The 25,842-nt window shown below is 64.6% G+C and carries 19 protein-coding genes and 1 pseudogene; 11 read left to right on the top strand and 9 right to left on the bottom strand.

What is annotated here, in order from left to right:
• Window positions 1-29: 29 nt before the first annotated feature.
• On the bottom strand, window positions 30-1,358 hold the full coding sequence (hslU, locus tag IE097_RS09265) for an ATP-dependent protease ATPase subunit HslU (RefSeq protein WP_189460027.1): 1,329 nt from the start codon (window positions 1,356-1,358) through the stop codon (window positions 30-32).
• A gap of 122 nt (window positions 1,359-1,480) precedes the next feature.
• Here hslU and yedA point away from each other — a divergent pair, with 122 nt between their 5' ends.
• Together yedA and ilvA are read left to right on the top strand one after the other, a co-directional pair.
• Window positions 1,481-2,347: a drug/metabolite exporter YedA gene (gene yedA / locus IE097_RS09260; RefSeq protein WP_189460025.1), complete on the top strand. Its 867-nt coding sequence runs from the start codon at window positions 1,481-1,483 to the stop codon at window positions 2,345-2,347.
• A 57-nt stretch (window positions 2,348-2,404) separates the two neighbouring features.
• Window positions 2,405-3,979: pseudogene (gene ilvA, locus IE097_RS09255) on the top strand (threonine ammonia-lyase, biosynthetic); the annotation flags it as partial.
• Window positions 3,980-4,023: 44 nt separating this feature from the next.
• On the opposite strand, the gene IE097_RS09250 reads toward ilvA, so the two are convergent.
• The 3 genes from IE097_RS09250 to IE097_RS09240 all read right to left on the bottom strand — a co-directional run bounded on the left by IE097_RS09250 (window position 4,024) and on the right by IE097_RS09240 (window position 7,729).
• Complete coding sequence (locus IE097_RS09250) at window positions 4,024-4,398, bottom strand: lysozyme inhibitor LprI family protein (protein ID WP_189460021.1); 375 nt, start codon at window positions 4,396-4,398, stop codon at window positions 4,024-4,026.
• A 119-nt stretch (window positions 4,399-4,517) separates the two neighbouring features.
• On the bottom strand, window positions 4,518-5,282 hold the full coding sequence (gene fabI, locus IE097_RS09245; protein WP_189460020.1) for an enoyl-ACP reductase FabI: 765 nt from the start codon (window positions 5,280-5,282) through the stop codon (window positions 4,518-4,520).
• A complete protein-coding gene (locus tag IE097_RS09240) occupies window positions 5,279-7,729 on the bottom strand; it encodes a DUF3141 domain-containing protein (protein WP_229797509.1) in 2,451 nt (816 codons plus the stop codon). Before IE097_RS09240 ends, fabI begins: the two co-directional genes overlap by 4 nt.
• Before the next feature lie 168 nt (window positions 7,730-7,897).
• Between IE097_RS09240 and metH the strand changes: the two genes are divergently transcribed.
• Both metH and IE097_RS09230 read left to right on the top strand, forming a co-directional pair.
• Complete coding sequence (gene metH, locus IE097_RS09235; RefSeq protein WP_189460018.1) at window positions 7,898-11,644, top strand: methionine synthase; 3,747 nt, start codon at window positions 7,898-7,900, stop codon at window positions 11,642-11,644.
• 49 nt (window positions 11,645-11,693) lie between these two features.
• Window positions 11,694-12,521 (top strand): hypothetical protein, encoded by an 828-nt coding sequence (locus IE097_RS09230; protein ID WP_189460016.1) that lies wholly within the window; start codon window positions 11,694-11,696, stop codon window positions 12,519-12,521.
• A gap of 88 nt (window positions 12,522-12,609) precedes the next feature.
• Here IE097_RS09230 and IE097_RS09225 read toward each other — a convergent pair whose 3' ends face one another.
• Window positions 12,610-13,347: a sporulation protein gene (locus tag IE097_RS09225; RefSeq protein ID WP_189460014.1), complete on the bottom strand. Its 738-nt coding sequence runs from the start codon at window positions 13,345-13,347 to the stop codon at window positions 12,610-12,612.
• A 266-nt stretch (window positions 13,348-13,613) separates the two neighbouring features.
• Between IE097_RS09225 and IE097_RS09220 the strand changes: the two genes are divergently transcribed.
• Window positions 13,614-14,120 carry an SRPBCC family protein gene (locus IE097_RS09220; RefSeq protein WP_189460012.1) on the top strand — a complete coding sequence of 169 codons (507 nt, stop codon included), beginning with the start codon at window positions 13,614-13,616 and terminating at the stop codon, window positions 14,118-14,120.
• A 225-nt stretch (window positions 14,121-14,345) separates the two neighbouring features.
• The gene (locus IE097_RS09215; protein ID WP_189460010.1) at window positions 14,346-15,551 is read left to right on the top strand and encodes a glycoside hydrolase family 18 protein; all 1,206 of its coding nucleotides are present in this window, start codon (window positions 14,346-14,348) and stop codon (window positions 15,549-15,551) included.
• A 21-nt stretch (window positions 15,552-15,572) separates the two neighbouring features.
• Here IE097_RS09215 and IE097_RS09210 read toward each other — a convergent pair whose 3' ends face one another.
• From IE097_RS09210 to IE097_RS09200, 3 genes are all read right to left on the bottom strand, one after another.
• Entirely contained in the window at window positions 15,573-16,763 is a 1,191-nt protein-coding gene (locus IE097_RS09210) for a GGDEF domain-containing protein (protein ID WP_189460008.1), read from the bottom strand.
• A gap of 299 nt (window positions 16,764-17,062) precedes the next feature.
• Window positions 17,063-18,394 (bottom strand): methyl-accepting chemotaxis protein, encoded by a 1,332-nt coding sequence (locus IE097_RS09205; protein WP_189460006.1) that lies wholly within the window; start codon window positions 18,392-18,394, stop codon window positions 17,063-17,065.
• A 178-nt stretch (window positions 18,395-18,572) separates the two neighbouring features.
• Window positions 18,573-19,481, bottom strand: coding sequence for a pseudouridine synthase (locus IE097_RS09200; RefSeq protein ID WP_189460004.1), 909 nt, complete (start codon window positions 19,479-19,481; stop codon window positions 18,573-18,575).
• A 103-nt stretch (window positions 19,482-19,584) separates the two neighbouring features.
• Here IE097_RS09200 and IE097_RS09195 point away from each other — a divergent pair, with 103 nt between their 5' ends.
• From IE097_RS09195 to IE097_RS09185, 3 genes are all read left to right on the top strand, one after another.
• Window positions 19,585-20,241, top strand: coding sequence for a DsbA family oxidoreductase (locus IE097_RS09195; protein ID WP_189460002.1), 657 nt, complete (start codon window positions 19,585-19,587; stop codon window positions 20,239-20,241).
• Between the two features lie 53 nt (window positions 20,242-20,294).
• Window positions 20,295-20,678, top strand: coding sequence for a DUF1289 domain-containing protein (locus IE097_RS09190; RefSeq protein ID WP_189460000.1), 384 nt, complete (start codon window positions 20,295-20,297; stop codon window positions 20,676-20,678).
• A gap of 108 nt (window positions 20,679-20,786) precedes the next feature.
• The gene (locus IE097_RS09185) at window positions 20,787-21,329 is read left to right on the top strand and encodes a hypothetical protein (protein ID WP_189459998.1); all 543 of its coding nucleotides are present in this window, start codon (window positions 20,787-20,789) and stop codon (window positions 21,327-21,329) included.
• A 66-nt stretch (window positions 21,330-21,395) separates the two neighbouring features.
• Here IE097_RS09185 and IE097_RS09180 read toward each other — a convergent pair whose 3' ends face one another.
• Entirely contained in the window at window positions 21,396-23,249 is a 1,854-nt protein-coding gene (locus tag IE097_RS09180) for an ABC transporter ATP-binding protein (protein WP_189459996.1), read from the bottom strand.
• A 327-nt stretch (window positions 23,250-23,576) separates the two neighbouring features.
• Here IE097_RS09180 and IE097_RS09175 point away from each other — a divergent pair, with 327 nt between their 5' ends.
• Both IE097_RS09175 and IE097_RS09170 read left to right on the top strand, forming a co-directional pair.
• Entirely contained in the window at window positions 23,577-24,944 is a 1,368-nt protein-coding gene (locus IE097_RS09175; protein ID WP_229797508.1) for an amino acid permease, read from the top strand.
• Window positions 24,945-25,086: 142 nt separating this feature from the next.
• Window positions 25,087-25,842: an enoyl-CoA hydratase/isomerase family protein gene (locus IE097_RS09170; protein WP_189459992.1), complete on the top strand. Its 756-nt coding sequence runs from the start codon at window positions 25,087-25,089 to the stop codon at window positions 25,840-25,842.

Genomic DNA, 25,842 nt, shown 5'->3' with positions numbered 1-25,842 from the left:
GGTTTTCGAGTGCACAAGCTTGTACGGATTCAGAGTACGAAGCGCGCCAGATCCTCGTTGCCGGCGACTTCGCCGAGCTTGGCTTCGACCGCGGGGGCATCCATCACTACCTTGCCGGTCTTGGCTTCGAAGGAGATTTCCTCCAGCAGCTTTTCCATCACCGTGTACAGCCGGCGCGCACCGATGTTTTCGGTCGCTTCGTTCACCTGATACGCGATTTCGGACAGGCGCCGCACGCCGTCTTCGGTGAATTCGACGTCGACGCCTTCGGTGGCCAGCAGGGCCTGATACTGGCGGGTCAGGCAGGCGTCGGTTTCGGTGAGGATGCGGCTGAAGTCGTCGACCGACAGCGAGCCGAGTTCGACCCGGATCGGGAAGCGGCCCTGCAGCTCGGGAATCAGGTCCGACGGCTTGGTCAGCGCGAACGCGCCCGAGGCAACGAAGAGGATGTGGTCGGTGTTGACCATGCCGTACTTGGTGCTCACCGTCGTGCCTTCGACCAGCGGCAGCAGGTCGCGCTGCACGCCCTGGCGGCTGACTTCGCCGCCGCCGGTCTCGGCGCGGCTGGTGACCTTGTCGATTTCGTCGATGAAGACGATGCCGTTCTGCTCGACCGCCTTCAGCGCTTCGGCCTTGATGTCGTCGTCGTTGACGAGTCTGGCGGCTTCCTCGTCGGTGATCAGCTTCATCGCGTCGATGACCTTGAGCTTCTGCGGCTTTTTCTTGTCGCTGAACGCGCCCTTGAACATCTGCGACAGCTGGCCCGACAGATCGTCCATGCCGGGCATGCCCGGTGCGAACACGTTCATTTCGGGGATGGCCTGGGCGACTTCGATTTCGACTTCCTTGTCGTCGAACTTGCCCTCGCGCAGCATCTTGCGGAATTTCTGCCGGGTTTCCTTGCCCTGCTCGTCGTCATTGGCGCTGGCGTAAGCCTTGTTCGGCGGCGGCAGCAGCACGTCGAGGATGCGTTCCTCGGCAGCGTCCTCGGCGCGGACGCGGTTCTTCCTGATCGCCGTATCGCGCACCTGCTTGAAGGCGATTTCCATCAGGTCGCGGATGATGCTGTCGACGTCCTTGCCGACGTAGCCGACTTCGGTGAACTTGGTCGCCTCGACCTTGATGAACGGCGCATCGGCGAGCTTGGCCAGCCGGCGGGCGATTTCGGTCTTGCCGACGCCGGTCGGGCCGATCATCAGGATGTTCTTCGGCGTGATCTCGTGCCGCAACGGCTCGGCCACCTGCTGGCGGCGCCAGCGGTTGCGCATCGCGATCGCCACGGCCTTCTTGGCCGCAGCCTGGCCGACGATGTGCTTGTCGAGTTCGTGGACGATTTCCTGCGGGGTCATCTGGCTCATGGTGCAATCCTTGCGGCGTCAATCGCGGTCGGTCTCAATCCACAGCAAATGGGGCTGTGACGGCATATTTAAAGCCGCGCTGTGACGTGTGGATTACCGTCGCTGCCGGTAATCTGTTGAAAATGAAATCATTCGACTCGCGCCTGATCGTTTCGCTCCTGCTGATGTACGTCGTCTGGGGCTCGACCTACCTCGGCATCCGCTACGCGGTCGAGGACCTGCCACCATTGATGATGGCGTCGATGCGCTTCGTCATCGCCGGTGCGCTGATGCTGACGTGGCTGAAATGGCGCGGTGCACCGTGGCCGAGCTGGCGGCAGGCGCGCTCGGCGATGCTGATCGGCACGATGATGCTGGCGTTCGGCAACGGCGCCGTCTGCGTCGTCGAGACGGAGGTGCCGTCCGGGCTGGCGGCGCTGCTGCTGGCGGTGGCACCGCTGTTCGCCGTGCTGTTCGACTGGGCGTGGGGCAACCGGCCGCACCGGCTCGAATGGCTGGGGGTCGCGCTCGGTCTCGGTGGCGTGGTGCTGCTGCAGCAGGACACCCGGTTCGGCGGCGCACCCTGGGGGTTTGCGCTGCTGCTGGCGGTGGCGCTGGTGTGGTCGTTCGCCGCGGTCTGGCAGCGCCGGCTGCCGCTGCCGCCCGGGCCGATGTCGGCCGGCATCCAGATGCTGACTGCCGGCTGCGTGCTCGCGGTGGTGTCGCAACTGCGCGGCGAGGTCATGCCCGACCACGTCGGCTGGCAAAGCTGGACCGCGCTCGCCTACCTGACCGTGTTCGGCTCGCTGATCGCGTTCAACGCCTTCGTCTACGTGCTGACCCATGCCAAGCCGGTGCTGGCGTCCAGCTATGCCTACGTGAATCCGCCGGTGGCGGTGCTGCTGGGCTGGCTGATCGCCGGCGAGCACGTGTCCGGTGTGATGCTGACCGGCATGGGGGTGGTGCTGGCCGGCGTGGTGCTGCTGATGCTGGCCAGCCGTCGGCACTGAGGACCGGTGCCGGTCGATGTTGCACTGCGATTGGCGCTGGCCTGATCCCGCCATCCCCGCTACAGTAGTTTCCCGTATTCAACGTCGCCAAAAAGAAGTGAATCCGCCATGACCCAGCCGCCGAACGATTACCTTGAACGCATCCTCACCGCCCGCGTCTACGATGCGGCGATCGAAACGCCGCTCGAACTTGCCCCGAACCTGAGTCGCCGCATCGGCAACCAGATTCTGCTCAAGCGCGAAGACATGCAGCCGGTGTTCTCGTTCAAGATTCGCGGCGCCTACAACCGCATGGTCCGGCTGTCGCGCGCCGACCTCGACCGTGGCGTGATCGCCGCCTCGGCCGGCAATCACGCGCAGGGCGTTGCGCTGTCGGCGCAGAAGCTCGGCTGTCGCGCGACCATCGTCATGCCGGCGACGACACCGCGCATCAAGGTCGACGCGGTCACCCGCCGCGGCGCCGAAGCGGTGCTGGTCGGCGATTCGTATTCCGACTGCTATGCGCATGCGATGAAGCTGGTCGAGGAAACCGGTGCGACCTTCATCCATCCGTTCGACGATCCGGACGTGATCGCCGGGCAGGGTACCTGCGGGATGGAAATCATGATGCAGCACCCGGACCCGCTCGACGCCGTGTTCATCCCGGTCGGCGGCGGCGGCCTGATTGCCGGCGTGGCGGCCTACATCAAGCGGCTGCGGCCCGAAGTGAAGATCATCGGCGTCGAGCCGACCGATGCCAACGCGATGTACCTGTCGCTCAAGCTCGGCGAGCGCGTCAACCTGCCGCAGGTCGGCATCTTTGCCGACGGCGTCGCGGTCAAGCAGGTCGGAGAGGAAACCTTCCGCCTTTGCCAGCAGTTCGTCGACGACGTGATCCTGGTCGATACCGACGCCATGTGTGCGGCGATCAAGGACGTGTTCGAAGACACCCGCTCGATTCTCGAACCGGCCGGCGCGCTGGCGATCGCCGGCGCCAAGGCGTGGGCGGCACGCGAGAAGGTCGAAGGCAAGACGCTGGTGGCGATCGCCTCGGGCGCGAACATGAACTTCGACCGGCTCCGTTACGTGGCCGAGCAGGCCGAACTCGGCGAGGGCCGCGAAGCCGTCGTCGCCGTGACCGTCCCGGAAAAGCCGGGCGCCTTCCGCCAGTTCTGCAGCCTGATCGGCGCACGCAACGTCACCGAGTTCAACTACCGCTACGGCGACGATACCCAGGCGCATGTCTTCGTCGGCCTGTCGATCCAGAACCGCTCGGAAGTCACCGAGCTGATCGAGAAACTGGCCGCCAACGGCCTGCCGGCGACCGACCTGACCGACAACGAACTGGCCAAGCTGCACGTCCGTCATCTGGTCGGCGGGCACGCACCGCAAGTGAAGAACGAGCGCCTGCTGCGTTTTGAATTCCCCGAGCGCCCGGGCGCGCTGCTGGGCTTCCTCGAAAGCATGAGCGTCGGCTGGAACATCAGCCTGTTCCACTACCGCAACCACGGTGCCGATTACGGCCGCATTCTCGTCGGCATCCAGGTGCCGCAGGAGGACGACGCCGAATTCGCCGCCTTCCTCGACAAGCTGGGCTACCCGTACTGGATCGAAACCGACAACGAGGCGTACCAGCTCTTCCTCGCTTCGTGACGGAGTGATCCGAACCGAGAACCGGCCTGATCAGGCCGGTTTTTTTACAGCTTGCTGTTCATGCAACCCGAACTGCGGCACTCGCGGATGCGGTCGGTGAGGAAGGTGTTGCGGTCGATCGTCGTACGCGCGGCACAGTCGAGATTGACGTAGAAGCCCTTGGCGTCCTTGTAGCTGCAATCGGTGTTGCGTTGGGCAATCCAGGCGAGCTGGCCACGCTTCAGGGCGCTTTTGCCGGCAGCGTCGAGCTGCTTGCTGAGCGTGCCGTAACTGGCGTTGAGGTCCTGATCGGCCTGCTGATAGACCTTGTTCAGGCAGTACAGGTCGTCAAAGTCGTTCTTGGGCTTGTCGCAGCTTGAATTGGCCCAGACAGGTACCGAAACGAAGGCGGCAACGGCGGCCAGAAGGCGGATGTTCATGACTTGGCTCCAGATGATGGTGCGCCAATCTAATTTTTCTTACTTCATCAGTCAATATTTGTATGGAATGGAAAAAGCCGGCGAAGCCGGCTTTTGTCGTTTGCGGACATGCAGCCCATTCAGGACACGATGTTGATCCCGCCATCGACGTAGAACACCGACCCGGTAATGCGCTTGGCGCCGTCCTCGCACAGGAAGGCCGTGGCTTCGCCGACGTCGTCGATGTCGATCAGCTCGCGCAGCGGCGCGTGCTGGATCGAGTTCTCGATCAGGAGGCCGAACTCGCGGATGCCGCTGGCGGCGCGCGTCTGCACCGGACCCGGCGACACCGCGTGGACGCGGATCTTTTTCGGCCCCAGTTCGTTGGCGAGATAACGCGCGGTGCTCTCGAGCGCGGCCTTCACCGGGCCCATCACGCCGTAGTTCGGCACGACCTTCTCGGCACCGTAGTAGCTCATCGTGATCAGCGTACCGCCGTCCTTCATCAGCGGTTCGGCACGGTGGGCAATGCGCACGAAGGAATGGCAGGAGATGTCCATCGCCTGCATGAAACCTTCGCGGCTGGTATCGACGACGCGCCCGTGCAGGTCGTCCTTCTGCGCGAACGCGATCGAGTGCAGCGCGATGTCGAGCTTGCCGAACTTGTCGGTGATCGCGGTGAAGGTGGCGTCGAGCGAAGCGTCGTCGCTGACGTCGCACTTGAGCACCAGCGCCGGATCCAGTTCGGGCAGCAGCGGCTTGATGAAGTCGAGCGTGCGGTCGTTGACATAGGTGACCACCAGCTCGGCACCGCGCGCTTTCAGCGCCCGGGCCACGCCATAGGCGATCGAGTTTTCGTTGGCGATGCCGGTGATCAGCGCAATGCGGCCTTCAAGCGTCTTCATTCCTTGTCCTTTTTGGTGGTGGCCGTTTTGGAGGCGGTCGGGCGCCGGCGCGCCGCCTTGGCCGGTGTTTCGGTTGCGGCAGCCGTGGTGGCCGTCACGGTGGCCGGCTTGGCGGCAGCCGGCTTGGTCGCGGTACGTCGGGTGACGGTCCGGGCCGGTTTGGCTTCCGCGGCCGGTGCGCCTGGCTTGGCCGGGGCAACTGCGGGCGCCGCAGACGGCCATTCGGCCTTCGGTTGTTCCGGCAGCACTTCGGCCCGCAGCTCGCTCAGGTTGTCTAGGGCTTCGGTGGCATCCGGAATCACGTGGATCAGCGCGTCGAAATGTTCGAATGCCGTGACCAGCGCCTTGTGGCTGTCGAAGAGCTTGGGAAGCGTCTTGCGTGCCTCGGCCGGGAAGCGCCAGACCAGCAGCGATTGCTCGCGGATCTTGGTGTGCCGTTCGGCCGGGTCCAGCGCGGCCAGCGTGCGTTCCTGCACCAGCCATTCGTACGCCGAGCTGCGGCGCTCGACCTTGATCGACGACAGGCCCTGGGTGATCAGGATGGCCAGCCGGATCATGCCGTCGGCGTTGTCGCCCACGGGCAGGCGGGCAAGCAGCGCCGCATCGTCGAACTCGGCGTCGGCCTGGCCGTCCTTTTTCAGGTAGTCGGGAATGTTCTCGACACCGATGCCGCCAAGCGCCAGCAGGCCGTAGGTATTGAAGAACAGCAGCTCGCTGGTCGCGTCGCGCAGGTCGCGGTACAGGTCGAGCGAGGTGGCCAGCTGTTGCGATGCCCAGCGCTCCAGCGGGCGCAGATCGGGATCGCGCGGCGTGCGGTGCGCGCGCACGACCTCGGCGACACCGGCGTTGAGTCTGGCCAGCGGGTTGTAGCTCGACCAGCCCCAGTGCTGCACGCGCAGCGGATGGAGCTGGCGGCCGATCTCGGCGGCGTCTTCGGTCACCAGCGGCGCCAGCCACGGCCGGACCAGCGTCGAGTAGATCGACGTGCCGAGCGTGGACACGGCTTCGACCGCGGCGAACGGCGCTTCGTCGTGACGCTCGAACTTCTGCAGGCCGCGCAATTCCTCGACCGAGCGCTCGATCAGCTCGGCCTCGTAGCGCGGCTTGCCGTCGCTACCGGTGACGGTGTCGATTTTCAGCTGGTACAGGCCCGGTTCGAGCGTCTCGATCACTTCGAGCAGTTCGACGATCTTGGCATGTTCCTTCAGCGCGATCTTGGCCGACACGAAGATGCCGAGGTGGCCGGTGGTCTTGTGCTCGAGCCCGACGACGACCTGGCCCGACTGCTTGAGCGCGGCCGTGGTCGGATACAGGTCGAGAATCCAGTTGAACGCCTGTTGCGGCGGGGTGATGTTGTCGCCCATCGACGCGAATACGACCACGGGGGCGCGCAGCTGGCGCAGGTCGAACGCGCCGTGGCTGCTGACGGCCTTGCCTTCGGTCAGGTTGTTGCCGACGAAGAGGTTTTCGACGATCCAGCGGATTTCTTCCTCGTTCATCAGGAAGTAGCCGCCCCACCAGCGCTCGAATTCGAGGAAGCGCGGCGGCTCGGTATCGATCTGGTCGTACAGGTGGTAGTTCTTTTTGACCAGCGTGTTGGCCGGATCGAGTCCTTCGAAATTGTCGACCAGGTAGGCACCGTCGAACTTGCCGGCACCAAGGTCGGACGCCAGCAGCGCCGTCCAAGCGCCGCCGAGATTGCCGCCGGCGTAGCGCATCGGGTTGCCGCCGTCGTTGCCGGCCCAGTACGACACCGGTGCGCCGTTCATCACCAGCGCGCCGACGAGTTCGGGATTCTGCGCCGCGACCAGCATCGCGGCCCAGCCGCCCTGGCAGTTGCCGACCAGCGCCGGCTTGGGCGAACCGGGGTGGCGGCGGATCACTTCGCGCAGGAAGTCGGCCTCGGCCGCGGTGACGTCGGCGAGCGTCTGGCCGGCTTCGGGTTCGGGGAAAAAGATGCAGAAATACACCGGGCTGCCGGCGCGCATGGCCATGCCGACTTCCGAGTCGTCCTTGAAACCGCCGATGCCGGGGCCGTGGCCGGCGCGCGGGTCGATGATCACGTAGGGGCGGGCGTCCGGATCGATCACGACGCCTTCGGGCGGAGCGATCGCGGCCAGTGCATAGTTGACCGGGCGCTTGAACTGCCGGCCGTCGACGATGATCTCGTAGTCGAAATGCAGCAGTGGCGGCTTGCCGGCCTTGGCATGCTCCAGATAGTTGTCGCCGCGCTGGCGGAAGGTGTCCCAGAACAGCGTCTGGCGCTCGAACGTATCGGCGAGATAGTCGGCCGCGGCAAAGAAGGGATTGGCCGTGAACGGTACTTGCGGCAGCGTCTGGGCGTGGGCAAAGCGGGTCAGGGCGTCGCGAAGGCGGCGCTGCCACAACAGTCCGAGGCGGACGGGCAGCGTGGAAGCGGTGGCGAGGCGCTCGGAAGAACTCATCATTCTGGTGTGTCTCCTTAGTCGCAAATACCGTTATGGCAAGCCCTTTCGGCTGCCGCAAGGGTGATTGTTGCACTGCAATGTGACATCGGGATAGCACCCCGTGCAGAAAGGCGCGGAGGCGATGTGGTAAAATTGCCGGTTTTCGCCGTCGAATCAACCGGATAAGCCATGAGCATCGCCGCCACCCGCACCCAGACCCTGCAAGCCTTGTTGCGCGAGCGCATCCTGATGCTCGACGGCGGCATGGGTACGATGATCCAGCAGTACAAGCTGAACGAAGCGCAGTACCGCGGCGAGCGCTTTGCCGACTGGCCGTCCGACCTCAAGGGCAACAACGACCTGCTGGTGCTGACGCAGCCGCAGATCATCGCCGAGATCCACCAGCAGTACCTCGATGCCGGCGCCGACATCATCGAGACCAACAGCTTCAACGCCACGTCGATGGCGATGGCCGACTACGAGATGCAAAGCCTGGTGTGGGAGATCAACCACACCGCCGCCAGGCTGGTGAAGGACCTGTGCGTCGCCGAGACGGCGAAGAACCCGGCCAAGCCGCGCTTCTGCGCCGGCATTCTCGGGCCGACCAGCCGCACCGCGTCGATTTCGCCGGACGTGAACGACCCGGGTTTCCGCAACGTGACCTTCGACGAACTGGTCGAGGCCTACCTCGAATCGATCGACGGCCTCGTCACCGGCGGCGCCGACATCCTGATGGTCGAAACGATCTTCGACACGCTGAACGCCAAGGCGGCGGTGTTCGCGATCAAGAAATACTTCGCCGACCGCCCGGACATCGAAGAACTGCCGGTGATGATCTCCGGCACGATCACCGACCAGTCCGGCCGCACGCTGACCGGCCAGACGACCGAGGCGTTCTACAACTCGCTGCACCATGCCGACGCGATCTCGTTCGGCTTGAACTGCGCGCTCGGCCCGGACCTGCTGCGCCCGTACGTCGAAGAAATGAGCCGGATTTCGGACACCTTCGTCTCGGTGCACGCCAACGCCGGCCTGCCGAATCCGCTGGCGCCGACCGGCTATGACCTGCTGCCCGAAGACATGGCGCCGCAGGTGCGCGAATGGGCCGAGTCGGGCCTCGTCAACATCATCGGCGGTTGTTGCGGCACCACGCCGGCGCACATCAAGGCGATCTACGACGCGGTGAAGGACCTGCCGCCGCGCAAGTTGCCGGAGATCACGCCGAAGTGCCGGCTCTCCGGCCTCGAGCCGTTCAACATCGGCGACAGCGACCTGTTCGTGAACGTTGGCGAGCGCACCAACGTCACCGGCTCGAAGGCGTTCGCGCGGCTGATCCTCAACGGCGATTACCCGGCCGCGCTCGAAGTGGCGCGCCAGCAGGTCGAGAACGGTGCGCAGATCATCGACATCAACATGGACGAGGGCATGCTCGATGCCCACAAGGCCATGGTCACCTTCCTGAACCTGATCGCCGCCGAGCCGGACATTTCGCGCGTGCCGATCATGATCGACTCGTCCAAGTGGGACGTGATCGAAGCCGGCCTGAAGTGCGTGCAGGGCAAGTGCGTGGTCAACTCGATCTCGATGAAGGAAGGCGTCGAGGCGTTCAAGCACCACGCGCGGCTGCTGAAGATGTACGGCGCCGCGGTGATCGTGATGGCGTTCGACGAGGTCGGCCAGGCCGATACCTATGCGCGCAAGGTCGAGATCTGCGGAAAGAGCTACCGCATCCTCGTCGACGAGGTCGGTTTCGATCCGGCCGACATCATCTTCGACCCGAACATTTTTGCCGTCGCCACCGGCATCGAGGAACACGCCCGCTACGGTCTCGACTTCATCGAAGCCACCGGCTGGATCCGCCAGAACCTGCCGCACGCGAAGATTTCCGGCGGCGTGTCGAACGTGTCGTTCTCGTTCCGCGGCAACAACAAGGTGCGCGAAGCGATCCACGCGGTCTTCCTTTACCACGCGATTCGTCAGGGTATGACGATGGGCATCGTCAACGCCGGCGCGCTGGAGAACTACGACGACGTGCCGTCGGAGCTGCGCAATGCGATCGAGCGCGTGGTGCTGATGGATGGCGAAGACGCCATGGCCGACACCGAAACGCTGATCGCGCTGGCGGAAAGCTTCCGCGGCGACGCGACGCAGAAGTCCGGCGAGGACCTGAGCTGGCGCACGCTGCCGCTGCAGGAGCGCATCACCCACTCGCTGGTGAAGGGCATTACGACCTACATCGTCGAGGACACCGAAGAAGCACGCCAGAGCGTCGAGCGGCCGATCCACGTGATCGAAGGCCACTTGATGAACGGGATGAACGTCGTCGGTGACCTGTTCGGCGCCGGCAAGATGTTCCTGCCGCAGGTGGTGAAATCGGCCCGCGTGATGAAGGCTGCCGTCGCCCACCTCGAGCCGTTCATCGAGGAAGAAAAGATCCGCATGGGGCTGGCCGACGCACCGGCCAAGGGCAAGATCGTGATGGCGACGGTGAAGGGCGACGTCCACGACATCGGCAAGAACATTGTCGGCGTCGTCCTGCGCTGCAACAACTATCAGGTGTTCGACCTCGGCGTGATGGTTGCGTGCCAGACCATCCTCGACAAGGCGAAGGAAGTCGGCGCCGACATCATCGGTCTGAGTGGCCTGATCACGCCGTCGCTCGAGGAAATGGCCTACGTCGCCAAGGAAATGCAGCGCCAGGGCTTCGATCTGCCGCTGCTGATCGGCGGCGCGACCACGTCCAAGGTCCACACCGCGGTGAAGATCGAACCGGGCTACGACAACGGTCAGGTGATCTACGTGCCCGACGCGTCGCGCGCCGTCGGCGTGTGCTCCAGCCTGCTGTCGGACGAGTTGAAGCCCGACTTCGTCGCCAAGGTGAACGCCGAATACGAGAACATCCGCACCATCCACGCCAACAAGGACCGCACCAGGTTCCTCAAGATCGAGGACGCGCGCGCCAACGGTTTCGCCCCGGCCACCGGCTTCGACTGGGTCGGCTACACGCCGCCGAAGCCGAAGCAGCTGGGCGTGCTGAAGTTCGAGAACGTGCCACTGGAAGAGATCGAGCCGTACATCGACTGGAGCCCGTTCTTCAACGCGTGGGAGCTGTTCGGCAAATACCCGAAGATCCTGCAGGACGAAGTCGTCGGCGAATCGGCGCGCGCGCTGTTTGCCGATGCACAGGCCATGCTCAAGGAGCTGGTCGCGCAGAAGTGGATCTCGGCCAACGGCGTCGTCGGCCTGTTCCCGGCCAACAGCATCGATGAAGACATCGAAATCTACGACCCCGCTTCTACTCAAGAAAACCCGGGCAAACCGCTGATGGTCTGGCACAACCTGCGCCAGCAAAACATCAAGGCCGCCGGCAAGCCGAACTGGTGCCTCGCCGACTTCATCGCGCCGAAGGCCTCGGGCGTGCAGGACTACATCGGCGCGTTCGCCGTCACCGGCGGCATCGGCATCGACCCGCACGTGAAGGCGTTCGAAGACGCCAACGATGACTACAGCGCCATCATGGTGAAAGCACTGGCCGACCGCTTCGCCGAAGGCTTTGCCGAATACATGCACGAAAAGGTGCGCAAGGAGCTGTGGGGCTACGCCGCCGATGAGTCACTGACAGTGGACGACCTGACCGACGAGAAATACACCGGCATCCGCCCGGCCCCCGGCTACCCGGCCTGCCCGGACCACACCGCCAAGACCGGGCTGTTCGAGCTGCTCAACGCGCCGGGCATCGGCATGACGCTGACCGAAGGCTACGCGATGCTGCCGACCGCAGCGGTCAGCGGCTTCTACTTCAGCCACCCGCAATCGCAGTACTTTGCCGTCGGCAAGGTGAACAAGGATCAGGTCGAGGAGTATGCGAAACGGCGCGGGGTGAGTGTGGAGCAGGCGGAGCGGGATTTGGCGCCGAATCTTGGATACAACAGTTGAAAAACTAAAAAATAATTTGTTTGATATCTATTGATTTTATGGTGTCTAAATGAAGCGTATTTTTTGTTCATTTTTGTTGCTTTTTTATTCTATGGGTAATGCTTTGGCCGCCGAAAGCCAGCGGACCCAAGTTAAGTTTGACTTGAGTTCAGCAAAGGACATCAAGTCTGTAATCGTTCTGGAGAATAAAGGCGTTGAACAGTACGACGTCACCACTGGGTTGAATCCTTGGGTCTCGTTTGGACTGCTCGGCGCAATTGTCGGCGGGCTTGACCAGGCTGGGGGCTCAGGGCCGTTCATGCCCAATTCAATTTCTCTAAAAGGCGGCCAACTTACCAAAGCACTTGATCCAAATGTGACCAAGCTGCAAACACTGCTTGCCGAGAAAGTAGTGGAGGGCTTGAGTCAGCGAGGGTATGAGGCAAAAGGGCTTGGTTATAAAGATCAGGAAAGCTTGTCGTTGACGGTTAAGGACATTAAAAATCGAAAAACGGCGAATGCATATCTGGTTACGCAGCTTTACGCTGCATATATTTGCATGACGTCCTTTGATCCGTATTACCCGTATCTTCGAGCCCAAGTTGCTTTGATCGACGCACAAACTGGAAAGACGCTGTACCAGGACGTTCTGACTTACGGGTTTGCATTTCAGAACCAAAAAACGCAGCACGTCGGCAGCGGTTTGAGTTTTTCTTTCGACAATATGAGCACCTTGACTGATAACCCGGCCGCAAGTCGGAAAGGTCTTCGACATGGGATTCAGATGATTTCAGATCAGATTGTTTCTGATCTGGGGAAATTTGCCCCTGTCATTCCTGACGGTCCCCCGGATGCTGATGTGCAAGTGGATACTGATTCCGTTGAGATTAATCCCTGATTTTCAACGATCGCATAACGAACAAAGGCCCCTGTGAAGGGGCTTTTGTTCGTTATGCGTGGCAGCCTAATCCACTGAAGCCGGGACTTTACACGAACAGCGCCGCCAGCTGCCGCTGCACATTCGCCGTGCTCAACCCCGCATGCGGCACGCTGACCACGCGGTAGCTGTCGCCGCGATGGCGGCGGTCGACTTCGATGACGAGGTGGGTGGCGTGGCTGTCGTAGAGGAAGGAGATCTCGACCTCGGCGATGCCGCCGTAGCCCTGCGGGCGGAATTCGAGTTCCTGGTAGCAGCCGCTCTGGCTGTTGGCGACGTGGGTGCGCAAATAGCCGGCTTCGACATCGGCGCGCACCAGCGTGTAGCCGAGCGCGCCCATGGCGGCGATCACGCACTGCATCGCCTCGGTCGGCTCGACCTGCAGCGGGTCGCGGTCGGAGGCGTCGACGCCGCTGGCGATGGCCAACCGGGTTTCGATCCACACGCGCGTACGGTTGTCGCGGCACGGCAGCGCCGTCACCGGGGTTTCGTCGGGCAGCTTGCTGTTGAGCGGAATCGTCATGGATTCGCCGGCGCGCAGCACGAAGCGTTCGTTCAGCGGCCAGTGCGCCAGCACGTGCGCGGTGGTGTATTCGCCGTTGTCGCTTTCGACCTCGGCTTCGGTGCACAGCACCAGCTGCAGCCCTTCGATGGTCTGGTCGACCGCGCCGCCCTTGAGCACGACTTCGCCGATCAGCATGCCGCCCGGGACGAGCCGGGAGCGAACGATGCGGGTATCGACCTGGGCGCCGCCAATGCCGGCGGCGGCTAACAGACTGCGAAACATGGACCACTCCTTTGTTTGTTCGATTGCGGCAGCGATGCCGTTGATCGCATCGCCCGGGACAGCCCCGCACCCGCGTCCGCTTCGAGTGCGCCAATACGCTACAGTTCCATGCACACAGCATGTTGTGCCGGGACGGGGGACCGGGCGTCGCGCCGGCATGCCCGGACCAGCCTGTTTTTGACACCGAAGATCACGGTGCCGGCGGTTCGCGACGAAGCCCTTCGTTCCGCATGGCTTTGCCGCAGCGAACCACAAGGAGAACGACGATGACCGTGCCGACGCCGGACCCGAATCTGGACCTGAGCTTTACCCGCGATGTGCCGCTGCCGCCCGAAGCGATCTGGACCGCGTGGACCGTACCCGAGCACCTGCTGCCATGGTTCTGTCCCAAGCCGTGGCAGACGGTCGAATGCGGGATCGAGCTGCGGCCGGGCGGGAAGTTCTACACGGTGATGCGCTCGCCGGAGGGCGAGACCTTCCCCGGCACCGGCTGCTATCTCGAGGTCATTCCCAACCGCCGGCTGGTGTGGACCAATGCCTTGCTGCCGGGCTTCCGTCCTGCGCCGGTCGAGGCGGGCGAGGGCAGCTGCGGTGATTTCCACTTCACCGCGATCGTCGAACTCGAACCGATCGCCACCGGTACGCGCTACACCGCGACGGTGAAGCACCGCGACGCGGCCGGGCGGGCGCAGCACGAGGGCATGGGCTTCGAGGCCGGCTGGGGTGCGGCGCTGGCCCAACTGGTCGAGTACATGCAGGCGAAATCCGGCTGATCCGCGTATTGCCATACGGCGCCGTCTGCCGCTGATCGGTGCTGAATGGCCATATTTGGCCGAGCTTGTCGTCCATTTGCCGGAATCTTTCCCTGCTTGCCCAGTCTCGCGCCACTGGCGGATCTGCGATAGACAATGACTATGTCATGGCCGGTCTTTATGTAGAGAACCGATGCCATGGCAACGGACCTGGTCCGTTTCCACTGATCTGGAGGAGTCAAAACAATGCAGATTCGCAAACTGGTGCTCGGCTGGCTGCTCGGTGCCACCACGGTCCTGCCCGCGCAGGCCGGCGCCCATGATCGCGACGACGATGAGGCGCGTGATCGCTCGCGCCTGGTGGTCGCCGCCTACATCCGCACCTGGCCGATGCCGGATGGCCGCCACTGGCGTGCCGAGGATATCGACGGCAAGTCGATCACCCAGCTCAACATCGCCTTCGGCGCGTTGCGCAATGGCGGCGAGGTGTACGTGCCTGCCACCGAACCGAGTACCGGCGCCGACGGCAAGCCCGCGCCGGTATTCAAAACCCTGTGGCAGGAGGTCGCCAAGCTGCAGCGGCGCCATCCGCGGCTGAAGGTGAACCTGTCGATCGGCGGTTATGGCGCCGACGGGTTCTCGCAGATGGCGATGACCGCCGAGGGGCGCAAGCGCTTCGTCGACAGCGCGGTGGCACTGGTCGAGCGCCACAAGCTGTCCGGCCTCGGCATCGAATGGCAATACCCGGTCGGGCCGGACTGGGGCCAGCCGATCGGCAGCGATCCGAAGGACCGCGACACCTACCCGCTGCTGATCGAGGAAACCCGCGCCGCGCTCGACGCACTGTCGGCGAAAACGCAGCGCCGCTACCAGCTGACGTCGGCGGTGCCGGCCGGGCCGTGGTTCGCACAGAAGAACGATCTGGCGCGCGTGGCCCGCAGCGTGGACTACTTCACCGTCACCGCCTACGGTGCCTACGGCAGCTGGAGCGCGACGACCGGGCACTTCTCCAACCTGTTCCAGCGCCCCGACGATCCGGCCTACGGCGGCTGGAGTTCGGACCAGGCGATGCGCACCTACACCGACGCCGGCATCGCGCCATCCAAGCTGCTGATGGGCGTACCGTTCTACGGCCCGGTGTGGACCGGCGTCGGCAGCGCCGGCAACGGCCTGTTCCAGAAGTTCAAGGCGGCCGCTGCCGATGTATCGTGGAGCGAGATCAAGGCGAACTACCTGAACCAGCCCGGCTATGTGCGCTACTGGGACAACGTCGCCCGCTCGCCGTGGCTGTACAACGGCGATACCGTCGTCAGCTACGAGGATCCGCACAGCCTGCGCGAAAAGGTACGCTACCTGAAGGCGCAGCGCCTTGGCGGGCTGACCGTGTGGGAATACGCGCACGATCCGCAGCGCGAGCTGCTCGGGGCGATCAACGACGAGATCCGCGACTGACGGCTGCCGGTTCGGGGGCGCTCAGGCCGGCTGCGGCGAGGCCATCGCCTTCAGCTGGTTCCGTCCGGCGCCCTTGGCCGAATACAGCGCCATGTCCGCCCGCTGGTAGGCGCTGGTGAAGCGCTCGCCCGGCTGCAGCAGCGTCAGCCCGCCGCTCAGGCCGATGGCGTTGCCGGGGGTGGGCAGCTGCTTGACCTGCTCGCGCAGCCGGTCGGCAACGGCTTCGGCGTCGGACAGGTCGCAGTTGTAGAACAGCACGGCGAACTCGTCGCCGCCGAGCCGGCCGACGAGATCGCCATCGCGGACCGCGGCACGGGTCAGCTGGCCGATGCGCTGCAGCAGCGTGTCGCCGGCCTGATGGCCGTGACTGTCGTTGATGTGCTTGAAGTGGTCGATGTCGAACAATAGCAGCGTGATCGGGCAACCGGCGCGTGCGGCGTTGGCCTGCAATAGCGGCACGCTGGATTCGAAATGGTCGCGGCTGGCCACGCCGGTCAGCCAGTCGGTATTGGCGCGTTCTTCCAGCCGGGCCTGGGTACGGCGCAGTTCGGTTTCGATGCGCGTGTGGACCAGCATCAGCGTGGCGCAGGTACGGCAGAAGCCGGCAAAAATGGAGGTGATGTTGAGCAGCGCCAGCGCGGTGTCGTGCTGGATGTCGAACTGGCCGCCGAGTTGCGGTGCCAGCACGGCCATTCGCGCCAGCAGCGCGACGGTGAGCAGCAGCACGCTCGCCAGCATCAGGTTGACCGGCAGCCGCATGGCGCCGCGCTCGACCCGCCACAGGTAGTGCAGCGAAATGCCGGCCTGCAGCAACAGTCCGCCGGAAAACCACATTGCGCGCGAGGCCATGCTCCAGCCCGTCAGCAGCGCGAACAGCAGGCCCAGATAAACGATCGCGGCCAGCCCCCAGATGCGCAGCATGGCGCCGCGGGTCTGCTGGCCGAGGAAGATGCGCAGCCCGGTTTCGACCATCGGCACGCTGAAGATCAGGCAGGCGTTGGCAACGACCAGCGTCCACGGTTCGGGTGACCAGGCGCGCGCGACGGCGGTGAGCTGGCCGGCCGCGATCATCGCCTCGCACGCGACCCACCAGCCGAAGCCGAGCCCGGTGCGCCGGTTGCGCCAGAACAGCAGCAGCACGCCGGCCATCATGGCATGGCAGATGCCGGCGAACAGCAGCGTGGTGGCGACGTCGAGTGTGGCGTGCGGCAAGATCGTTCAGAAAGTTGTTTGTAATCTGAACAGTAAAAGATACGCGCTGTTTGTGCCGATGTCTTTACGCAGTTTCACTCTTCCTGACCGAATCAAAGTCATCGAAGCTGCTGATTGAAAATGCGATTCGCATAATGTGCAGATGGAAAAATGCAGAACAGGCGGCAATGCCGCTGTCAGCTTGGCATTGCGACGCGCATGGTCCGATGCCAAGACTGACAGTGCATGCTTTTGAGTCAGATTGTAGAAATCTGATGATAGGTGTTTCTACTTAGTCGATGACGTTGCATTGCCGCGACTCAGGCCTGTTTTTGCCGGACCGATGCGACCGCGGTGAAGGTGTTGATGACGTCGACCACCTGCTTGCTGCTCTCGCGGATCTTGTTGATCGCCACGCCGGCATTGTTGGCATGGGCCACGCCCTGCTCGGCCTGCTGCAGCATCTGGTTGACACCGGTAATGGCCGACGTGGTGCCGCTGCGGATGATGTCGATCATTGCGGAAATCTCGCTCGTCGACGCGGTGGTGCGCTCGGCCAGCTTGCGCACCTCGTCCGCCACCACGGCAAAACCGCGGCCCTGTTCGCCGGCGCGGGCGGCCTCGATCGCGGCGTTCAGCGCCAGCAGGTTGGTCTGGTCGGCGATTTCCTTGATGGTGTTGACGATCGACGAGATGCTGGCCGATTTGGCGCCCAGTTCCTCGATCAGCTGGGCGGAGTTCTTGGCGCTGTCGGCGATGTGCCGCATCTCGATCGCGGCGGTTTCGATGACGCCGGCGCCCTGTTGCGAGACGAGGTCGGTCTGCTCGGACAGCCGGTAGGCTTCCTTGACGTGCTCGACGTCGTTGCGGATGTTCTGCTCGCGCTGGGTGGCATCGGTGGCGAACTTGATCACCTTGTAGAGCTTGCCGTCGTCGTCGAACATCGGGTTGTACGAGGCTTCAAGCCACAGCACCTTGCCGTGGGCGCCGCGGCGCTCGAACTGGCCGGCAATGTATTCGCCCTGGTTGAGCCGGCGCCAGAACTGCGTGTATTCGCCGCTGTTGGCATAGCCCTCGTCGCACAGCACGCGGTGATGCTTGCCCTTGAGCCAGTCCAGCGAGTAGCCGACGGTACGGACGAAGTTGTCGTTGGCGGTGAGGATGAGGCCGTCGGGCGAGAATTCGATCACCGCCATCGAACGGTTGATCGCGTTGATCTCGTTTTCCCGCTCCTGTGCCTGACTGACCCGCTGGCTGATGTCCTGGGCGAACTTGACCACCTTGACGAGCCGTCCGTCCTGGCCGAATACCGGGTTGTACGAGGCCTCGAGCCAGACGGTCTGACCGTCATGCCGGACCCGCTTGAACTGGCCGGAAATGAATTCGCCGCGCTGCAGCTTCTGCCAGAACGCCGCGTATTCGGCGCTGCCGGCGTGTTGCGGTGTGCAGAAGATCCGGTGGTGCTTGCCGACGATGTCGTCGAGCCGGTAGCCGACGGTGGCGAGAAAGTTGGCGTTGGCGCTGACGATGGTGCCGTCGGGGCGGAATTCGATCGTGGCCATCGCCTTGCCGATGGCGTCGAGCACGGCGCGCTGGTCGGCATTGGCCTGCTGTTGCTGGGCGAGCTGTTGCTTGGTTGCTTGATTGAACATCGTGCACCTCTCCACTGCGCCTTTTATCCGGGTCTGGTACCGCAACGGGGCGGGGGAGCGCGTAAGGTAGCGGCGCGTCGGATGCGCATCCCTGCATCACACTAGTTCAGCGGGGCAAGGCACCCAAGTCCAATTCATTGCATTGTAGGTAAGTTCCCGACAACCCGACGAGCGGTGTTCAGCACGGCGAGAAAGCAAGCTGTCGCCGGCTTTCGAAGTGCCGTTCTTCGCCGCTGACCGGGTCGGTGAACGAGATCGATCGCGCCAGCAGTTGCAGCGGCCGGCTGAAGTCGTCGCCCTTGTCGGGCAGGGCCAGCGGATACCACGGATCGTTGAGGATGGGGATGCCGAGCGCATTCAGGTGCGCGCGCAGCTGGTGCTTCTTGCCGGTGTGCGGTGCCAGCCGGTAGCGCGCCCAGCCATCCCGGTGCCCGAGCAGCGCGATTCGCGTTTCGCTGTTCGGTTCGCCGTCGACCTCGTGCATGGTGAAGTTCTCGGGGCGCTCTTCCAGCCGGCTGCGGTGCAAGCGCGGTAGCGCCAGATCGGCACGATACGGTGCAACCGCTTCGTAAACCTTACTGATCCGCCGCTCGGCAAACAGCTTCTGATAGACGCCGCGGTGTGCCGGCGTGGCGCAGAACAGCATGACGCCGGCGGTTTCACGGTCGAGCCGGTGCACGGGCGCCAGTTCCGGCAGCGCCAGGCTGGCGCGCAGCCGTGTCAGCAGCGTTTCCTTCAGGTGGCGGCCGGCCGGAATGCAGGCGAGGAAATGCGGCTTGTCGGCGACGACGAGGTGTTCGTCGCGGTACAGCACCGGCGCGTCGAACGGGACCGGTGTCTCCGCCGGGACCTCGCGGTAGTACCAGATGCGCGTGTACGGCGCATACGTGCTGTCCAGCGAGAACGGCGTGCCGGCCGCGTCGACCAGCGCGCCCCGCTGCAGGCGCTCGCGCCACTGCGCTTCGGGGACGTGCGGAAAGCGGGCGATCAGGAAGGACAGCAGATCGGGCCAGTTGCCGGCCGGCAGCTCGAGAAAGCTCGGGGCGATACCGTCGCGCAGCGGCAGGGGGGCGGTGGTGCGTTTCATCGGCGGGGAGTGTAGCGCCGCTGGCGCCGCGTCGCTTGATTCCGCGCCGGCCGGCCGCATCTTGGTGCGATCAGGCGGCCGTCCGGTCCGCCAGGAGGCCACCATGAGCACCACGCTGAAAATCGACTTCGTTTCCGACATCTCGTGCCCGTGGTGCGCGATCGGCCTGCAATCGCTGTTGCGCGCCGCCGAATCGGTGCGGGACGAGGTGACGCTGGACCTGCAGTTCCATCCGTACGAGCTGAATCCGCAGCTCGGCCCGGAAGGCCACGACGTGGCGACCTATCTGATGGAAAAGTACGGCATGGATGCGACCCAGCTGGCGCAGAACCAGGCGGCGATACGTGATCGCGGTGCCGAGGTGGGGATCCGTTTCAACATGGCGGGCCGTCGCGCCTACAACACCTTCGACGCGCACCGGCTGCTGGCGTGGGCCGGGGAGCAGGGCCCGGCGCTGCAGCTGGCGCTGAAACAGGCGCTCTTCGTCGGCTATTTCACCGAGGGCGACAATCTGTCCGACCACGACACGCTGGTCAGGATCGCCGGTGCGGCCGGGCTGGACGGGGACGCGGCGCGCGAACTCCTCGCCGGCGACCGTTACGCCGATACGGTGCGCAACGAGGAAGCGTTCTATCAGCAGCAAGGCATCACCGCAGTACCGGCGGTGATCGTCAACGAGCAGTACCTGATCTCCGGCGGACAGCCCGTCGAGGTCTTCGCCAACGCCCTGCAGCAAATCGCCCGCGGCGAGGCCGGCTGACCCGCGGCGGCACGGCGGTACAATCGGGATCTGTCGATTCAACGCCGTCCGCCATGACCGATCTGCCCTCGCCCCCCGGCCTGCCTTCTCCGTGCGTCGGACGTTGTGCGCCCGATGCAAGCGGGCAGACCTGCAGCGGCTGCCGCCGTACCCTCGCCGAGATCGCCGCATGGTCGACGCTCGACGACGCCGGCAAGGCGGCCGTGTGGGCGAGGCTGCGCGGACTGCAGGCGCCGGCTGCGCGGGCCAAGACCTGTTCGCGCTGCGGTGCCGGCTTCGGCTGCGGCACCGGTGGTGCCAAGGGCGGTTGCTGGTGTGCCGACCTGCCGCCGGCGATGCCGTGGCCGCCAGCCGACGACTGCCTGTGTCCGGACTGCCTGCGGACGGCGATCCGTGCACGTGCCGTTGCGCTCGGCCGGGAAGCGGATCCGGATTGAGCCCGTTGCCGTGGTGTCACTACGGTCGTGCCCGGATGTCATCGCCGCTGCGGCCTCGGTTAGAATGCCCGGTCTTACACTGAAAGCAAGTCGACGACTGGGGATACGATGAAGAAAATGCTGGCGCTGGGCCTGGTGGCTGTGGCGGTGAACGGCTACGCGGCCGACAAAACGGTACTGCTCGAGGTGCCGGTAAGCTATCACGCCGATGCGGGTGTCGTGCCCAAGGTCAAGGACGAATGTAAGCCGGAGGCGCAGCTGGCGACGCATGTCGGCGCCATGCTGAAGAAACTCAACGGCAGCGGCGACGGCACCGTGGCGTCGGCCGATGCCGCCGGCGACGCGTCGGTACTGCGCCTGCAGATTACCCACGTGCTCGGCGTCGGCGGTGGCGGCATGTCCGGACCGAAGGCGATCACCGTGAATGCCGAGCTGCTCGAAGGCGGCAAGGTCGTGCGCCAGACCAAGGTCAACCGCTGGTCCACCGGCGGCATGTTCGGCGCCATGCGCGGCACCTGCTCGATCCTCGACAGCTGTGCTGCGGCCATCGGCAAGGATCTGGGCAAATGGGTGAACAACCCGTCGTTCCAGATCAAGGAAGAAGCCGCACCGAAGAATGCGGAGCCGGAGAAGCAGGCCGCCGCACAGTAAGGCCGCCGCAAAACAGAACGGCGCGTCCCTCGACGGGTACGCGCCGTTTTTTCGTCCGCAAGGGGGCTACTGGACCACGGCTTCGCCGTCCTCGGCTTCCTCGCCGAGGAAACCGCCGCTCTGGTGCGCCCACAGCCGCGCGTACAGGCCGTGCTGCGCGAGCAGTTCGGCGTGCGTGCCTTCCTCGACCACCCGGCCCTTGTCGAGCACGATCAGCCGGTCCATCGCCGCGATCGTCGACAGCCGGTGGGCGATCGCGACGACGGTCTTGCCTTCCATCAGCCGGTACAGGCTGGACTGGATCGCGGCTTCGACTTCGGAATCGAGTGCGCTGGTGGCTTCGTCGAGCAGCAGGATCGGCGCGTCCTTGAGCATGACCCGTGCGATCGCGACGCGCTGGCGCTGGCCGCCCGAGAGCTTGACGCCGCGCTCGCCGACGTGGGCGTCGTAGCCCTGCCGGCCCTTGGGGTCGGACAGCGTCTGGATGAACTCGTGCGCTTCGGCGCGGCGCGCGGCGGCGATCATCGCCGCATCGTCGGCGTCGGGACGGCCGTAGAGCAGGTTGTCGCGCACCGAACGGTGCAGCAGCGAGGTGTCCTGGGTGACCATGCCGATCTGCGCGCGCAGGCTGTCCTGCGTCACCGTGCGGATGTCCTGGCCGTCGATCAGGATGCGGCCCTGTTCGAGGTCGTAGAAGCGCAGCAGCAGGTTGACCAGCGTGCTCTTGCCGGCGCCCGAGCGGCCGACGAGGCCGACTTTCTCGCCGGGGCGGATCGTCAGGTTCAGGTGCTCGACCACGCGGTTCTTGCCGCCGTAGGCAAAGCTGACGTTGTCGAACTTCACCTCGCCGTGCGGCACGCTCAGCGGTTTTGCGCCGCTTGCATCGGTGATCGCGATCGGCCGGGAGAGCGTGGTGATGCCGTCCTGCACGGTGCCGATCTGTTCGAACAGGTTGGCCATTTCCCACATGATCCAGTGCGAGATGCCGTTGAGCCGCAGCGCCATCGCGGTGGCCGCGGCCACCGCGCCGATGCCGACCTGGCCCTTGGTCCACAGCCACAGCGTCATGCCGGCGGTGGCGGCGATCAGCGCCATGTTCAGCGTGTGGTTGACGATTTCGAAGCCGCTGACCAGACGCATCTGCCGGTACGCGGTCTGCATGAACTCCTGCATCGCATTCTTGACGAAGCCGGCCTCGCGCTGCGCGTGACTGAACAGCTTGACCGTGGCGATGTTGGTGTAGGCATCGGTGACGCGGCCGGTCATCAGGCTGCGTGCGTCGGCCTGTGCCTTGGCGGCCTTGCCCAGCCTGGGCACGAAGTAACAGACCGCGCCGAGATAGAGCGCCAGCCAGCCGAGGAAGGGCAGGACCAGCAGCCAGTCGAAGGTACCGACGACGGCGAGCATGGTGACGAAATAGATCACCACGAACACCAGGATGTCGGTGATGATCATCACCGTCTCGCGCACGGCCAGCGCCGTCTGCATCACCTTGGCGGCGACACGGCCGGCGAACTCGTCCTGGTAGAAGCTCATGCTCTGGCCGAGCAGGTGGCGGTGGAAGTTCCAGCGCAGCCGCATCGGGAAATTGCCGGCCAGTGCCTGGTACTTGCACAGCGCCTGCAGCGCGATCAGCAGCGGGCTGGCGAGCAGGATGCCGCCGAGCAGCCACAGCTTGCCGCCGTGCAGCGACCACAGTTCGCTTGGGGGCACCTTGCCGAGCCAATCGACGATGGTGCCCATCATCGAGAACAGCAGCGCTTCGAAGGCGCCGATGGCCGCGGTGAGCACGATCAGCAGGGTGATCAGTCCGCGCATGCCGGCGGTCCCGGCCCAGATGAAGGCAAAAAAGCCCTGCGGCGGCTGGACCGGCGGCCCTTCCGGATAGGGCTGGACGCGTTTTTCGAACCAGTTGAACAAGGCGGCTCCTTCGGTCTGGGCAACGGGACGACCGGCTTGTGGCCGGCCGTCCCTGTGACACGCCCGGCACGCGCCGGGGATGGCGGTGGCGTGCTGGGCGATCGTACAAAATACAACAAAATGATTACGGCAAGCCAGAGTCCAGCTTGCATTTGTCCCGGGGTTTGAGCGCGGTTGCGCCGTAATGTTCAGCAATCGGGCAAGCCGGGCACAACCGGGTGTCGCCGCAACTGCGCAAATAGTGAGTTTCCTCAGTGAAACCGGTGGCAGCAGCAACGTACACTTGGCGGTTCCGTACACCTTTTCATGTTAAGTGGGATATCAATCTTGGCTGACGCAACCCAACACGACGGTCTGAAGCGCGGGCTGAAGAATCGTCACATTCAGCTGATCGCGCTCGGTGGCGCCATCGGTACCGGGCTCTTCCTCGGCTCGGCCAGCGTGCTCAAGGCCGCCGGCCCGTCGATGATCCTCGGCTACGCCATTGGCGGCATCATCGCCTTCATGATCATGCGCCAGCTCGGCGAGATGGTCGCGCAGGAGCCGGTGGCCGGTTCGTTCAGCCACTTCGCCTACAAGTACTGGGGCGACTTCCCGGGCTTCTTCTCGGGCTGGAACTACTGGGTGCTGTACGTGCTGGTGAGCATGGCCGAGCTGACCGCGGTCGGCGTCTACGTGCAGTACTGGTGGCCGGGGGTGCCGACCTGGGTGTCGGCGATGGTGTTCTTCGTCGTGGTCAACGCGATCAACCTCGCCAACGTGAAGTTCTACGGCGAAACCGAATTCTGGTTCGCGATCATCAAGGTCGCCGCCATCATCGGCATGATCGCCTTCGGCGGCTGGCTGCTTGCGTCGGGCAACGGCGGCCCGCAGGCGTCGATCACCAATCTGTGGAACGACGGCGGCTTCTTCCCGCACGGCTTCTCGGGCCTGTTCTGGATGCTCGCGATCATCATGTTCTCGTTCGGCGGGCTCGAGCTGATCGGCATCACCGCGGCCGAGGCCGACAATCCGCAGAAGAGCATTCCGAAGGCGGTGAACCAGGTCATCTACCGGATCCTGATTTTCTACATCGGCGCGCTGACCATCCTGCTGTCGCTGTTCCCGTGGAACCAGGTCGCCCAGGGCGGCAGCCCCTTCGTGATGATCTTCGAGCAGATCGGCTCGGGCTGGGTTGCCACCGCACTGAACATCGTCGTGCTGACCGCGGCGCTGTCGGTCTACAACAGCGGCGTCTATGCCAACAGCCGCATGCTCTACGGCCTGGCCGAACAGGGCAACGCACCGAAGGCGCTGCTGAAGGTCGACCGCCGCGGCGTGCCGGTCGCCGCGATCGGGCTGTCGGCGCTGGCCACGTTCGCCTGTGTGATCATCAACTACGTGATCCCGAGCGAGGCGCTCGGCGTGCTGATGGCGCTGGTCGTCGCCGCGCTGGTGCTGAACTGGGGGCTGATCAGCCTGACGCACCTGAAATTCCGCAAGGCGATGGACGCCAAGGGCGAAAAGCTGGTGTTCAAGTCGTTCTGGTACCCGCTCAGCAACTGGATCTGTCTGGCGTTCATGGCGATGATCATCGTCATTCTGGCGCTGACGCCGGGGATGAACGTCTCGGTCTGGCTGATGCCGGTCTGGCTGCTGCTGATGTGGGGCGGCTACGTGATCAAGCAGCGTCGCGTTGCCGCGCGGCAGCACTGAGCGGGCCGGCTGCAATGAAAAAGGGGGCGCGCAGCGCCCCCTTTTTTGCGTCCGCCAAACGCGTGGATGCGGGAACGTCCTTGGCGTCCGGCACCGGACACGCCGCAATAATGGGGTTTTCCAGAGTCGTCCCAAGCCCGCCATGCTGCAACTGATCGATCACCCCGACGACATCCGCGAAATCCGGCTGGCACGCGCGCCGGTCAATGCCCTCGACCCGGCGCTGATCCGGGCGATCCGCCTTGCGGTCGAATCCGCGCCGGCCGATGGCGTGGCCGGACTGGTGCTGTCGGGCGCGCCGGGCATGTTCAGTGCCGGCCTCGACGTGCCGGCGCTGCTGGCGCTCGACCGCGGCGCGCTGATGCCGGTGTGGACCGATTTCTTCGGCATCTTCGCCGCGATTGCCTGTTCGCCGGTTCCGGTCGTCGCGGCGATCACCGGCCACAGCCCGGCCGGTGGCGCGGTGATGGCGATCCACTGCGATTACCGGATCATGGCCGCTGGCGATTTCCGCATCGGTCTCAACGAGGTGCAGGTCGGTCTGGTCGTGCCCGAATGCCTGCAACTGGCGCTGCGCCGGCTGACCGGCCCGCGCCATGCCGAACAGCTGATGGTCGCCGGGGCGATGATTCCGGCTCAACGGGCATTCGAGATCGGCATGGTCGACGAGCTCGCCGGGCCCGATGCCGTGGTGCCGCGCGCGATCGACTGGTTGCGGCATCGCCTGGCCCTGCCGCGGCAGGCGATGCTGGCGACGCGCGCGATTGCTCGCGCCGAGCTGGTCGCCGCCTACGCCGACCCGGCGGCCATGCCGCTGGCCGACGTGCAGGCGCGCTGGTGGTCCGATGAAACGCAGGCGACGCTGCACAAGCTCGTCGCCAAACTCAAGGCGCGCTGA

This window comes from Jeongeupia chitinilytica (genome assembly GCF_014652315.1).
Taxonomy (GTDB): domain Bacteria; phylum Pseudomonadota; class Gammaproteobacteria; order Burkholderiales; family Chitinibacteraceae; genus Jeongeupia; species Jeongeupia chitinilytica.
This window is presented reverse-complemented; position numbering and strand designations above follow the sequence as displayed.

What these genes read in the sequence shown, in the direction of transcription:
- hslU (WP_189460027.1), bottom strand. Translation starts at nt 1,358, where the DNA reads ATGAGCCAGATGACCCCGCAGGAAATCGTCCACGAACTCGACAAGCAC.
- yedA (WP_189460025.1), top strand. Translation starts at nt 1,481, where the DNA reads ATGAAATCATTCGACTCGCGCCTGATCGTTTCGCTCCTGCTGATGTAC.
- IE097_RS09250 (WP_189460021.1), bottom strand. Translation starts at nt 4,398, where the DNA reads ATGAACATCCGCCTTCTGGCCGCCGTTGCCGCCTTCGTTTCGGTACCT.
- fabI (WP_189460020.1), bottom strand. Translation starts at nt 5,282, where the DNA reads ATGAAGACGCTTGAAGGCCGCATTGCGCTGATCACCGGCATCGCCAAC.
- IE097_RS09240 (WP_229797509.1), bottom strand. Translation starts at nt 7,729, where the DNA reads ATGATGAGTTCTTCCGAGCGCCTCGCCACCGCTTCCACGCTGCCCGTC.
- metH (WP_189460018.1), top strand. Translation starts at nt 7,898, where the DNA reads ATGAGCATCGCCGCCACCCGCACCCAGACCCTGCAAGCCTTGTTGCGC.
- IE097_RS09230 (WP_189460016.1), top strand. Translation starts at nt 11,694, where the DNA reads ATGAAGCGTATTTTTTGTTCATTTTTGTTGCTTTTTTATTCTATGGGT.
- IE097_RS09225 (WP_189460014.1), bottom strand. Translation starts at nt 13,347, where the DNA reads ATGTTTCGCAGTCTGTTAGCCGCCGCCGGCATTGGCGGCGCCCAGGTC.
- IE097_RS09220 (WP_189460012.1), top strand. Translation starts at nt 13,614, where the DNA reads ATGACCGTGCCGACGCCGGACCCGAATCTGGACCTGAGCTTTACCCGC.
- IE097_RS09215 (WP_189460010.1), top strand. Translation starts at nt 14,346, where the DNA reads ATGCAGATTCGCAAACTGGTGCTCGGCTGGCTGCTCGGTGCCACCACG.
- IE097_RS09205 (WP_189460006.1), bottom strand. Translation starts at nt 18,394, where the DNA reads ATGTTCAATCAAGCAACCAAGCAACAGCTCGCCCAGCAACAGCAGGCC.
- IE097_RS09200 (WP_189460004.1), bottom strand. Translation starts at nt 19,481, where the DNA reads ATGAAACGCACCACCGCCCCCCTGCCGCTGCGCGACGGTATCGCCCCG.
- IE097_RS09195 (WP_189460002.1), top strand. Translation starts at nt 19,585, where the DNA reads ATGAGCACCACGCTGAAAATCGACTTCGTTTCCGACATCTCGTGCCCG.
- IE097_RS09190 (WP_189460000.1), top strand. Translation starts at nt 20,295, where the DNA reads ATGACCGATCTGCCCTCGCCCCCCGGCCTGCCTTCTCCGTGCGTCGGA.
- IE097_RS09185 (WP_189459998.1), top strand. Translation starts at nt 20,787, where the DNA reads ATGAAGAAAATGCTGGCGCTGGGCCTGGTGGCTGTGGCGGTGAACGGC.
- IE097_RS09170 (WP_189459992.1), top strand. Translation starts at nt 25,087, where the DNA reads ATGCTGCAACTGATCGATCACCCCGACGACATCCGCGAAATCCGGCTG.